General features: G+C 68.4%; 9 protein-coding genes. 7 read left to right on the forward strand and 2 right to left on the reverse strand.

Translation table 11 applies throughout. The features are described 5' to 3' along the window. Window positions 1–113 precede the first annotated feature (113 nt). From ngcE to AB0O21_RS10155, 3 genes are read left to right on the forward strand one after another with little or no spacing between them, the layout of a single operon-like run. Window positions 114–1,544 carry an N-acetylglucosamine/diacetylchitobiose ABC transporter substrate-binding protein gene (ngcE, locus tag AB0O21_RS10145; protein WP_365168614.1) on the forward strand — a complete coding sequence of 477 codons (1,431 nt, stop codon included), beginning with the start codon at window positions 114–116 and terminating at the stop codon, window positions 1,542–1,544. A 20-nt stretch (window positions 1,545–1,564) separates the two neighbouring features. After that, window positions 1,565–2,509 (forward strand): sugar ABC transporter permease, encoded by a 945-nt coding sequence (locus AB0O21_RS10150; RefSeq protein ID WP_365168617.1) that lies wholly within the window; start codon window positions 1,565–1,567, stop codon window positions 2,507–2,509. Between the two features lie 13 nt (window positions 2,510–2,522). After that, window positions 2,523–3,449, forward strand: coding sequence for a carbohydrate ABC transporter permease (locus AB0O21_RS10155; RefSeq protein ID WP_365168620.1), 927 nt, complete (start codon window positions 2,523–2,525; stop codon window positions 3,447–3,449). A gap of 9 nt (window positions 3,450–3,458) precedes the next feature. Here AB0O21_RS10155 and AB0O21_RS10160 read toward each other — a convergent pair whose 3' ends face one another. Together AB0O21_RS10160 and mgtA are read right to left on the reverse strand one after the other, a co-directional pair. Further along, window positions 3,459–3,851 (reverse strand): hypothetical protein, encoded by a 393-nt coding sequence (locus AB0O21_RS10160; protein ID WP_365168623.1) that lies wholly within the window; start codon window positions 3,849–3,851, stop codon window positions 3,459–3,461. A 179-nt stretch (window positions 3,852–4,030) separates the two neighbouring features. Beyond that, window positions 4,031–6,751: a magnesium-translocating P-type ATPase gene (mgtA, locus tag AB0O21_RS10165; protein ID WP_365168626.1), complete on the reverse strand. Its 2,721-nt coding sequence runs from the start codon at window positions 6,749–6,751 to the stop codon at window positions 4,031–4,033. 566 nt (window positions 6,752–7,317) lie between these two features. Between mgtA and AB0O21_RS10170 the strand changes: the two genes are divergently transcribed. From AB0O21_RS10170 to AB0O21_RS10185, 4 genes are all read left to right on the forward strand, one after another. Further along, a complete protein-coding gene (locus AB0O21_RS10170; protein ID WP_365168628.1) occupies window positions 7,318–8,532 on the forward strand; it encodes an ROK family transcriptional regulator in 1,215 nt (404 codons plus the stop codon). A 117-nt stretch (window positions 8,533–8,649) separates the two neighbouring features. Next, window positions 8,650–9,759, forward strand: coding sequence for a substrate-binding domain-containing protein (locus tag AB0O21_RS10175; RefSeq protein WP_365168631.1), 1,110 nt, complete (start codon window positions 8,650–8,652; stop codon window positions 9,757–9,759). Window positions 9,760–9,923: 164 nt separating this feature from the next. Further along, on the forward strand, window positions 9,924–10,712 hold the full coding sequence (locus AB0O21_RS10180) for an ATP-binding cassette domain-containing protein (protein WP_365168634.1): 789 nt from the start codon (window positions 9,924–9,926) through the stop codon (window positions 10,710–10,712). A 59-nt stretch (window positions 10,713–10,771) separates the two neighbouring features. Further along, on the forward strand, window positions 10,772–12,028 hold the full coding sequence (locus AB0O21_RS10185; RefSeq protein ID WP_365168864.1) for a sugar ABC transporter permease: 1,257 nt from the start codon (window positions 10,772–10,774) through the stop codon (window positions 12,026–12,028). Window positions 12,029–12,160 lie beyond the last annotated feature (132 nt).

The raw sequence follows: 12,160 nt of genomic DNA on the forward strand, positions 1-12,160 counted from the left end.
GCGCGACGAGCGGCCCGGACCGGGGGGATGGGCGGGGACCTGCGGCGATGCCCGCATGCACGGCAACTGCCGCGACTCCCGGCCTCCTTCATACTTCAGACGAAGGCGAGGACATGAGCATGGGATCCACGGGTGAAGGCCTCGGGCGCCGCGACCTGATCAAGCGCTCCGTAGCACTCGGACTTATCACGGTGCCGACGATGAGCTTCCTGTCCGCCTGCGCCTCCGGCGGCGAGGAGTCCACGAAGGGCCCGGACAAGGGTGTCGTCTCCAAGGAGAACCCCTTCGGCCTGGCCAAGGGCAGCAAGCTGGACGTGGTCGTCTTCAAGGGCGGGTTCGGCGACGACTACGCCAAGGCCTGGGAGGCCGCCTTCGACAAGAAGTGGGGCACCACCAGCTCCCACCTCGGCACCCAGGAGATCACCGCCAAGCTCCAGCCCCGCTTCAACGGCGGCAACCCGCCGGACGTCGTCGACGACGCGGGCGCCCAGATGATCAAGCTGGACGTGCTCGCCAAGGGCGGCCAGCTCGCCGACCTCAGCGCGGTGCTCGATGCGCCGTCGCTCGATGACCCGTCCAAGAAGGTCCGCGACACCCTCATCGCCGGCACCGTCGAACAGGGCACCCAGGGCGGCAAGTTCGTCGCGCTGAACTACGTGTACACCGTCTGGGGCTTCTGGTACTCCGGCAAGCTCTTCAAGGAGAAGGGCTGGACGGCGCCCAAGACCTGGGACGAGTTCCTGGCCATCTGCACCAAGGCCAAGGAAGCCGGCATCGGCGGCGTCGCCCACCAGGGCAAGTACCCGTACTACATCAACGTCGTCATCATGGACCTGATCGCCAAGAAGGGCGGTCTGGAGGCCATGAAGGCGATCGACAACCTGGAGAAGAACGCCTTCGAGGGCAACCCGGCGGCCCTCGCCGCCGTCGAGGCGGTCTACGAGGTCGTCGAGAAGGGCCTCCTGATGCCGGGCACCAACGGCCTCACCCACACGGAGTCCCAGACCGCCTGGAACCAGTACAAGGCCGTCTTCATCCCCTCCGGATCCTGGCTCGAGAACGAGCAGCTCAAGCAGACCCCGGAGGACTTCGACATGAAGTTCCTGCCGGTGCCGCTGCTCGCCGACAGCAAGCTGCCCCTGGAGGCCATCCGGGCCGGCGCGGGCGAGGCCTTCATCGTCCCGGAGAAGGCCGCGAACAAGGCCGGCGGCCTGGAGTTCCTCCGCTCGATGCTCTCCCGCGAGTGGTCCACCATCTTCGCCCAGCAGGCGAACTCGCTCACCGTCGTCAAGGACGGCGTGGACCCGAACGTCAAGCTGCGGCCGGGCACCCAGTCGGCGGTCGAGGCGGTGAAGGCGGCGGGCGCCAACACCTTCAACTACCTGTACACCGAGTGGTACAGCGAAATGGGCACGGAGATCGAGAACGCGTCCAATGAGCTGATGGCCCAGCGGATCCAGCCGAAGGAATGGATCAAGCGGGCCCAGGCTGCGGTAGACAAGGCGGCCAAGGACCCGAACGCCAAGAACAACAAGCGCAGCTGACCACCGCAGGGACGGACACCATGAGCCACGTAGCCCAGGGGAGGGGGAAGGGCGGTTTCATCGCCGCCTTCCTCTTCGCACCCCTCGCGCTGTACCTGACCTTCGTCATCTGGCCGTACGTACAGACGTTCGGCTACTCCTTCACCAACTGGTCCGGGCAGTCACCGACGTTCGACTTCGTCGGCCTGGCGAACTACTCGACCCTGCTGGATGACGAGGTCTTCCTCGGCGCGCTCTGGCACAACCTGCTGCTCGTGGTGTTCGTCCCGGTGATCACCATCCTGCTCGCCCTCTTCTTCGCCTTCATGGTGAACGCGGGAGGGCGCAGCGGGGCGGGCGGGGTCCAGGGCGTCGGCGGATCACGCTTCTACAAGATCGTCTACTTCTTCCCGCAGGTCCTCTCCCTCGCCATCCTCGCCGTGCTCTTCGGCGCGATCTACCGGAGCGACGAGGGCGGCCTGCTCAACGGCTTCCTCACCAAGCTGGGCCTGATCGACGCGCAACACCCGGTCGAATGGCTCAACGAGCCGAACTTCGTCCTCTGGTGCCTGCTGTTCGTCGTCGTCTGGCACGGCGTCGGCTTCTACCTCGTCCTCTTCTCCGCGGCCATGCAGTCCGTACCGAAGGACATCTACGAGGCCGCGCTGCTCGACGGCGCCGGGCGCGCCCAGACCTTCTTCAGGGTCACGCTGCCCCTGCTGTGGGACTCTGTGCAGACCTCCGCGGTCTACCTGGGCATCGCCGCGATGGACATGTTCGTCCTCGTGTCGACCATGACCTCGGGCCAGTTCGGCGGCGGACCCGACCACCACAGCGAGGTCATGTCGACGGTGCTGATGCGCAACTTCCTCTACTTCGGCAAGAGCGGCTACGCCTGCGCCATGGGAGTGGTCATGCTCGTCCTGACCATGATCCTGTCCGTCATCACGCTGCGCGCCACCCGCCGCGAGCGCATCGAGTTCTGAGCGGGAGACCATCATGACCACAGTGATCAAGGCTCCGGGCGAAGCGTCCGCGGAGCGGTCCGGCGGAGCCGGACGGACAGGGGAGCGGGGCGGACGCCGCTCCGAGGGCGTGGTCCTCAACGTCTTCTCGCACGGCTTCCTCGTCCTCTGGGCGATAATGATCGTGCTGCCGCTCATCTGGCTCGCGCTCGGGTCCTTCAAGACCGACGCGCAGATCGGCGGCTCGGCCCTGAGCTGGCCCTCGAACTGGAACTTCGACGCCTTCGGCCGGGCCTGGAACAAGGGCATCGGCGGCTACTTCGCGCACACCCTCATCGTGCTGGTGTTCTCGGTACCGCTGACGATGCTGTTCGGCTCGATGGCCGCCTACGTGCTGGCGCGCTACCCCTTCCGGGGGAACCGGGTCATCTACTACTTCTTCGTCAGCGGGGCGATGTTCCCGGTGTTCCTGGCGCTCGTACCGCTCTTCTTCATGGTCAAGCGGTTCGACATGCTCAACACCTACCAGGGTCTGATCCTGGTGTACGTCGCCTACTCGATGCCCTTCACCGTCTTCTTCATGCACTCCTTCTTCCGGACGCTGCCGACGGCGATCCACGAGGCGGCGGTCATCGACGGGGCCTCCGACACCCGGATCTTCTTCCAGGTGATGCTGCCGATGGCCAAGCCCGGCCTGATCAGCGTCGGGATCTTCAACGTCCTGGGCCAGTGGAACCAGTACATCCTGCCCGCGGTGCTGATGCAGCCCCAGACCAGCGCGGACCCCGAGCGCTACATGCTCACCCAGGGCCTCATCCAGCTCCAGTACCAGATGGGCTACGAGACGGACCTGCCGGTGCTGTTCGCCGGCGCCACCATCGCGATCATCCCCATGCTGGCGGTCTACCTCTCCTTCCAGCGCCAGATCCAGGCGGGCCTGACCTCGGCCACGTTGAAGTGACGGACACCGTCAGGAGGTGACCGGCGCGCCCCCGCCGACGTCCGGGTCGGAGCCGGCGGGGCTGCCCGGGGGCTCGCACGGGGCGGCGACACACTGCCACTGCTGGTTGCGGTGGTGTTCCCACCACGGGCCGGGTGCCCACCACGGCTTCGGTCGCCGGTTCTCGGGCGGGTCCTCGTCGATCACGCTGCCGGGGCCGTCGGGCAGGGCGGTGCCGCGCCCCACGGCGGAGCTGCCGTTCCCGTCGGCGCCGTCCGCCGCCACCGTCGCGGGGGAGGCGGCGAATGCCGTCGCGGGGAACGGGGCGGCACCCGCGGCCGCCGGGAACAGGACGGCCGCGGCGCCCGCTGCGACCGAGGCGGCCAGCAGGGTGAAACGGGGCGTCTTCGGGGTACGGGTCATGACGGTCCTCCTCGGGTGGGGGAATCGGGAATCCACCCTTCCAGTGCGCCCCGTCCCGTGCCCGGGGGCACGTCCCGGAAACCCGTGGCTTGACCACCGCCGGCACCCCTGCTAGTGCTGTGACCGGCAAGGTTCACCGGGTCACAGCACTAGGCGTTCGCCATCGGCTCGGCCCCCTCTTACAGCCAGGTCTTGAAGGTGCGGATGTACCAGGTCTTCACGAGCTGGGTCAGCGTGCAGTAGGCGAGGAGCACACCGATCAGCCACGGGAAGTAGCTCGCCGGCAGGGCCACGAAGCCCAGCGAGGAGGCCAGCGGGGAGAAGGGCAGCCAGAGCCCGGTCAGCACCGCGAGGACGGTCATCACCATCACCGGCCAGGAGGCGCGGGACTGGATGAACGGGATCTTCCGGGTACGGATCATGTGGACGATCAGGGTCTGCGACAGCAGGCCCTCGATGAACCAGCCGGACTGGAAGAGCGACTGGCTCGCCTCGCTGTTGGCGGCGAAGACGTTCCACATGATCAGGAACATCGCGATGTCGAAGATCGAGCTGATGGGGCCGATGGTCACCATGAAGCGGAAGATGCCCTTGGCGTCCCAGTTGCGGGGCTTGCGCAGGTACTCCTCGTCCATCCGGTCCCACGGGGTCGCCAGCTGCGCGATGTCGTAGACCAGGTTCTGGACCAGCAGCATGATCGCGAGCATCGGCTGGAAGGGGATGAAGGCGCTCGCCACCAGCACCGAGAAGACATTGCCGAAGTTCGACGACGCCGTCATCTTGATGTACTTGATCGTGTTGCCGAAGGTGGTCCGGCCCTGGACGACGCCCTGCTCCAGGACGGTCAGGTCCTTCTCCAGCAGGATGATGTCCGCCGACTCCTTGGCGATGTCGACGGCGGTGTCCACGGAGATGCCGACGTCGGCGTCGCGCAGCGCGGCCGCGTCGTTGATGCCGTCGCCGAGGAAGCCGACCGTGTGCCCGTCGGCCTGCAGGGCCCGCACGATCCGGGCCTTCTGGACCGGGTTGACCTTGGCGAAGACCGTCGTACGGGCGGCCAGCGCGCGCAGCTGCGCCTCGTCGAGCCCGTCGGTCTCGGCCCCGAGCACCACGTGCCCGACCTCGATGCCGACGTCGGCGCAGACCCGGGCGGCCACGAGGTCGTTGTCGCCGGTGACCACCTTCACCGCGATGCCCTTGTCGGCCAGCCCCTGCAGGGCCCGGGCGGCGTCGGCCTTCGGCGGGTCGAGGAAGGCGAGGAAGCCGATCAGGGTCAGCTGGTCCTCGTCCGCGACGGTGTAGGTGTCGCGGGGGCTCCGGATCGAGCGGGTGGCGACGGCCAGGACCCGCAGGCCCTGCCGGTTGTTGTCCTCGGCGATCCGGGTGACGTGCCGGCGCAGCTGCTCGGTCAGCTCGACCTTCTCACCGCGGTCCGTCATGTGCGCGCAGAGGTCCAGGACCTCTTCGACCGCCCCCTTGGTGATCATGACGTGCTCGGCGCGGTCGGGGCCGCCCACGAGGGAGTTGCGGTTCAGGACCACCGACATCCGGCGCCGGGCGAAGTCGAAGGGGATCTCGTCGACCATCGAGAACCGTGCGTCGACGACAACCTCCTCGGCCTCGTCCACGCGGTCGATGACGGCCTGGTCCATCAGGTTCCGCAGGCCCGTCTGGAAGTGCGCGTTGAGGTAGCCGTACTCCAGGACCTCGTGGTCCTCGTCGCCGTGCACGTCCAGGTAGCGGTCCAGGACGATCCGGTCCTCGGTGAGGGTGCCGGTCTTGTCCGTGCAGAGCACGTCCATCGCGCCCAGGTTCTGGATGGCGTTGAGCCGCTTGACGACCACCTTGCGCTTGGACATGGCGACCGCGCCGCGCGCCAGGTTGGCGGAGACGACCATCGGCAGCATCTCGGGGGTCAGACCGACCGCGACGGCGATGCCGAAGAGGAAGGCCTCGTCCCAGTCGCCCTTGGTCAGGCCGTTGACCATGAAGACGACCGGGACCATGACCAGCATGAAGCGGATCAGCAGGAAGCTGACCTTGCGCACGCCGTTGTCGAAGTTGGTCTGCGGGCGCTCGCCGACGAGCGAGCCGGCCATCGAGCCGAAGTAGGTGTCGGCGCCGGTGGCCACGACCACGCCGGTGGCGGTGCCGGAGGTGACCGAGGTCCCCATCAGGCAGAGGTTGTCGGCCTCGACCGGGTCGGTGGTCTCCTGCTGGCCGAGGTCCTCCGTACGGGTGTCGGCCTTGGCGACGGGCAGGGACTCGCCGGACAGGGCGGCCTGGCCGACCATCAGGTCCTTGGAGCCGATGAGCCGCAGGTCGGCCGGGATCAGGTCGCCGGCGGCCAGCTTGACGATGTCGCCCGGGACCACCCGGTCCATGGGGACCTCGACGGTCGTGGGCACGGAGCCGCTGCCGGCCCGGCGCTGCACCGCGCAGGTGGTGGTGACGAGCCTCTTCAGCGCGTCGGCGGCCCGGCCCGAGCGGTACTCCTGCCAGAACCGCAGCAGTCCGCTGATCCCCACCATCACGGAGAGGATCACGACGCCCGGATCCTCGGGGTCCTGCCAGTACATGACGGCGGCCAGGAAGAGCAGGACGCCGATGAAGGGGTTCCAGAACGCCTTCCCCAGCTGGACGAACCACAGGGGCGCGCGCTCCTCGGCGACGGCGTTGGCGCCGTGGCGCTCCAGGCGCAGCGCGGCCTCGGCGTGGGTGAGGCCGTTCCGGGACGAATCCACGTCCTGCAGGACCCGGACGGCGGGGCGGGCGCTGGTCTCGGCGAGGCGCTCGCCGACGAGCCGGGTACGGGACTCCAGCTCGGCGGCCTTGCGCTCGCGGCGGGTCCGGCCCGGCGGTGCGAGCTTGGCCGGGGTGCGCGGGGTGAGCATGGTCATGACGAATACCTCCCTCCACGGTGTCCGGGCAGCGCGGAGCCGAGCGGTCACGTGGAGTGGTCATGGGTCGGCGCGCAGGGGCCTCGTGGGCCGCGGGCGCACCGGTGGGCATGGATGACACACGCCTGACAGGACGGTCAGGGCGTGCGGAAGGAATACTGGAACGCGACGGGAAGCGGTGTTCCGCCGCCGTGCGCACTCAGGGAAAGGTCAGCCGACCGACAGGTCAGCGGACGAGAGCACTGCGAGGACTTCGATCGGGACTCATCCCGAACACCTCCTCGCGTCGCTCCGTCAATACATCCAAGACGCCCGGTCCGGCCGGAAAGGCCGCAGAGGACCGGCGCCTCAGCGACCGTAGCACGATCACACGGGTCACTTCTCTCCCGCTTTTGGCCAGTACTGGCCGTTTCGTACTGCCTCGGCCTCTTGACGTGCCGATGCGCAAAGGCTCGACTTAAGGTTCACAAGTTGGAGAGACGCCGGGGTCTCGGGGCGCCAAGCCGCGACGGTTCCCGGCCGGGGGGCGACGCTGGCCGTCGCTTATGGGCAGGAGTGGATGAGTCGTGCAGACTCCCGGATCGCAGTCCTCGCTGCATCGCGCGAACCTCGAACGGGTCGTGCGGGCGGTACGGCTCTCGGGCTCGCTGACGCAGGCGGAGATCGCCCGCACCACCGGACTGTCGGCGGCCACGGTCTCCAACATCGTCCGGGAACTCAAGGACGGCGGGACCGTCGAGGTCACCGACACCTCGGCCGGCGGCAGGCGGGCGCGCAGCGTCTCGCTCAGCGGCGACGCGGGCATCGTCATCGGCGTCGACTTCGGCCACACCCACCTGCGGGTGGCGGTGGGCAACCTCGCCCACCAGGTGCTGGCCGAGAAGGCGGAGCCGCTGGACGTGGACGCCTCGTGGGCGGACGGCTTCGACCTGGCGGAATCGCTGGTCGGGCGGCTGATCGCGGACATAGGCGTCGGCCTGGAGAAGGTCATCGGCGTCGGGCTCGGCGTCCCCGGTCCGATCGACGTGGAGTCCGGGACCCTGGGCTCGACCGCGATCCTGCCGGGCTGGGCGGGCATCAACCCCCGCGAGGAGCTCGCGCGCCGCCTCGGCGTGCCGGTGTACGTGGACAACGACGCGAACCTCGGGGCGCTCGGCGAACTCGTATGGGGGAGCGGGCGGGGGGTGAAGGACCTGGCCTACATCAAGGTCGCCAGCGGCGTGGGCGCCGGCCTGGTGATCAACGGGCAGATCTACCGCGGACCGGGGGGCACGGCGGGCGAGATCGGGCACATCACGCTCGACGAATCGGGCCCGGTCTGCCGCTGCGGGAACCGCGGCTGCCTGGAGACCTTCGCCGCGGCGCGGTACGTCCTGCCGCTCCTCCAGGGCACGCACGGACCGGAGTTGACGATGGAGCGGGTGGTCGAGCTGGCCCGCGAGGGGGACCCGGGCTGCCGCCGGGTGATCACGGACGTGGGCCGTCACGTCGGCAGCGGCGTGGCCAGCCTGTGCAACCTCCTGAACCCCAGCCGGGTGGTGCTGGGCGGCTCGCTGGCCGACGCCGGTGAACTCGTTCTGGCCCCCATCCGTGAATCAGTGGGGAGGTACGCGATCCCGAGCGCCGCACGGCAGTTGTCCGTGCTGACCGGCTCCCTGGGCGGCCGCGCCGAGGTGCTGGGCGCGCTGGCCCTCGTACTCAGCGAGATGGGCGATTCGACGCTTTTGTCGGACCATGGAAGTGGAGTGCGAGCTCCCGCCGTCTTGTCTTCAGGTAGATAACGGATGGCACCGTTGTCATCTCGTTAAGGATTCACTCCTTGACGGCAAAACGCGGCCGGGGTTGACTCACATCCACCTCGGCCGCAGCGTTGCGGCCTCGTCAGGGAGGTTCAAGTAATGAACACGCGTATGCGCAGAACCGCTGTAGCCGTCGCCGCCGGCGCCATGGCCGTCTCCCTCGCCGCCTGTGGCAGCGCCAAGGAGGCCGGAGGCGGGACCAAGGAGTCCTCCGGAGCCGCGACGGGTGACGCGATCAAGGTCGGTCTGCTCCTGCCCGAGAACCAGACCGCGCGCTACGAGAAGTTCGACAAGCCGCTCATCGAGAAGCAGGTCAAGGAACTGACCGGCGGCAAGGGCCAGGTCGTCTACGCGAACGCCAAGCAGGACGCGACCACGCAGAACTCCCAGGTCGACACGATGATCACCAACAAGGTGAACGTCCTCATCATCGACGCCGTGGACTCCAAGGCCATCGCCGGCTCGGTCAAGAAGGCCAAGGACGCCGGCATCCCGGTCGTCGCCTACGACCGCCTGGCGGAGGGCCCGATCGACGCCTACACCTCCTTCGACAACGAAGAGGTCGGCAAGGTCCAGGGCAAGGCGCTCCTGGAGGCGCTGGGCGACAAGGCCAAGGACGGCCAGATCGTCATGATGAACGGTTCCGTCACCGACCCGAACGCCGCGCTGTTCAAGAAGGGCGCGCACTCCGTCCTCGACGGCAAGGTGAACATCGGCAAGGAGTACGACACCGTCGAGTGGAAGCCGGAGAACGCCAACACCAACATGGCGGGCGCGCTCTCGGCCCTCGGCAAGGACAAGGTCATCGGCGTCTACTCCGCCAACGACGGCATGGCCGGCGGCATCATCACCGCCCTCAAGGCGGCCGGCCTCTCCCCGCTGCCCCCGGTCACCGGGCAGGACGCCGAACTCGCCGGTGTGCAGCGGATCGTCGCGGGCGAGCAGTTCATGAGCGTCTACAAGCCGTACGCCCCCGAGGCCGAGGCCGCCGCGAAGATGGCCGTCGCCCTCGCCAAGGGCGAGAAGGCCGGCGGCACCTCCACGGTCGACAGCCCGACCGCCAAGGGCGTCGCGTCCGTGCTGATCCCGGTCGTCTCGCTCACCAAGAACAACATCAAGGACACCGTCGTCAAGGACGGCGTCTACACGGTCGACGAGATCTGCACCGACAAGTACGCGGCCGCCTGCGCCACCCTCGGCCTCAAGTAGGCCCCCGTCGCCTTCCCTTCGCGGGGAGGCCGACCCCCCTGCCTGTCCGGCGCTCCGCGCTTTCTCCCCCGCCATGCACGGGGCGCCGGACAACCCCTCATTCCCCCGTTCGCCCCGCTCCTGCTCTTTTGCACGACATCCCCGCCGGTCAGGCGGCGAAGGAGATGGTTCATGTGTCCGCTGCGCCCGTGCTGGCGTTGCGAGGGGTCTCGAAGCGGTTCGGCGCCGTTCAGGCCCTGACCGACGTAGAACTCGAGATCCACTCCGGTGAGGTGGTCGCCCTGGTCGGCGACAACGGCGCCGGCAAGTCCACGCTGGTCAAGACGATCGCCGGCGTGCACCCCATCGACGACGGAGTCATCGAGTGGGAGGGCCGCCAGGTTTCCATCGGCAAGCCGCACGACGCCCAGAACCTCGGCATCGCGACGGTCTATCAGGACCTGGCGCTGTGCGACAACATCGACGTCGTCGGCAACCTCTTCCTCGGCCGCGAGCTCAAGCAGCGCGGCATCCTCGACGAGGTGGAGATGGAGCGGCGCGCCCGCGAGCTCCTGACCACCCTGTCCATCCGGATCCCCAGTGTCCGGATCCCCATCGCCTCGCTCTCCGGCGGTCAGCGCCAGACCGTGGCGATCGCCCGTTCCATGCTGGGCGAGCCGAAGCTCGTCATCCTCGACGAGCCCACCGCCGCCCTCGGCGTCGAGCAGACCGCACAGGTGCTCGACCTGGTGGAGCGGCTGCGCGAGCGCGGCCACGCCGTCATCCTCATCAGCCACAACATGGCCGATGTGAAGGCCGTCGCCGACAAGGTGGCGGTCCTGCGGCTGGGCCGCAACAACGGCGTCTTCAAGGTCGCCGACACCTCGCAGGAAGAGATCATCTCCGCCATCACCGGAGCCACGGACAACGCCGTGACCCGCCGGGCGGCCCGCACCCCGGAGGCCGGCAAGTGAGCACCCAGAACCCCGCCACCGGCCCACTGGGCAACGGCCCCGTCGGCGGGCAGGAGCACATCGACCCGGTGAACCCCGCTGCCGCGCACGACGCGATCCCGGCCGTGGACCCGCGCCTGCTCGTCCGGGAGCAGGGCCTCGCCGGATACGTGGGCGAGTTCAAGCGCAAGATGAAGGCCGGAGACCTGGGTTCCCTCCCGGTCGTCATCGGTCTGATCATCATCTGGTCCATCTTCCAGGGGCTGAACTCGAACTTCCTGTCCCCGGAGAACCTCAGCAACATCGCGATCACGATGACCGCGACCGGAATGATCGCCATCGGCATCATCTTCGTGCTGCTGCTCGGCGAGATCGACCTCTCGGTCGGCTCGGTCAGCGGCGTCTCGGGCGCGATCGTCGCCGTCCTCGCCGTCACCCACGGCGTGAACGAGTGGCTGGCGATCCTGGCTGCCGTCGCCGGCGGTGCCCTGATCGGCTGCATCCACGGCTTCTTCTTCGCCAAGATCGGCGCCCCGGCCTTCGCCGTCACCCTGTCGGGCCTGCTGTTCTGGCTGGGCGCGATGCTGCAGATCCTCGGCAGCAACGGCACGATCAACATCGACTCCGAAGGCGTGGTCGGCCAGTTGACCACGTACTTCTTCTCGGACGTGGCCGTCGCCTACGGGCTGGCCGCACTCGCGGTCGCGGGCTACTTCCTTGCCTGCTTCCTCGACGCGCGGCGCCGCGAGGCCGCCGGGATGCCCTCCCGGCCGCTCGGCGAGATCCTGCTGCGCACCGGCCTGCTCGCGGTGTTCACCTTCGGTCCCGCGGTGGTCTTCAACCAGTACAAGGGTCTGCCGCTCGCGGTGGTGCTCTTCCTGCTGGCCCTGGTCGTCACGGACTTCGTGCTGCGCCGCACGACCTTCGGGCGAAACGTTTTCGCACTCGGCGGCAGCGTGGAGGCCTCCCGCCGCGCGGGCATCAACGTCACCCGGATCCGGATCACGGTCTTCGCGATCTCCGGCACCTTCGCCGCCATCGGCGGCCTGTTCTGGGCATCCAAGATCGCGGCGGCCAATCAGAGCGCCGGCGCCGGCGACCTGCTGATGAACGTGATCGCGGCGGCCGTCATCGGCGGCACCAGCCTCTTCGGCGGCCGGGGCCGGACCTGGAACGCCCTCCTCGGCGTCATGGTCATCATCTCGATCCAGTACGGTCTGGCCTTGGAGGGCATCGCCACTCCGATCCAGTACATGATCACCGGTGCGGTACTGCTGGCGACCGTGGTGATCGACTCGGTCACTCGTAAGACGCAGAAGACGGCCGGACGCGCCTGACGGACAACCCGTCGGCGCGTTCCGACAGCGCGTGCCCGGTGCCACCTCGTGTGGCGCCGGGCATCCGTGCGTGCATAGTGCGTACATATGCGCGTACGCCTGTGCGGGTATACGCCCGTATGTGAGGTGTGA

Source organism: Streptomyces sp. NPDC091371 (genome assembly GCF_040684275.1).
Classification (GTDB): domain Bacteria; phylum Actinomycetota; class Actinomycetes; order Streptomycetales; family Streptomycetaceae; genus Streptomyces.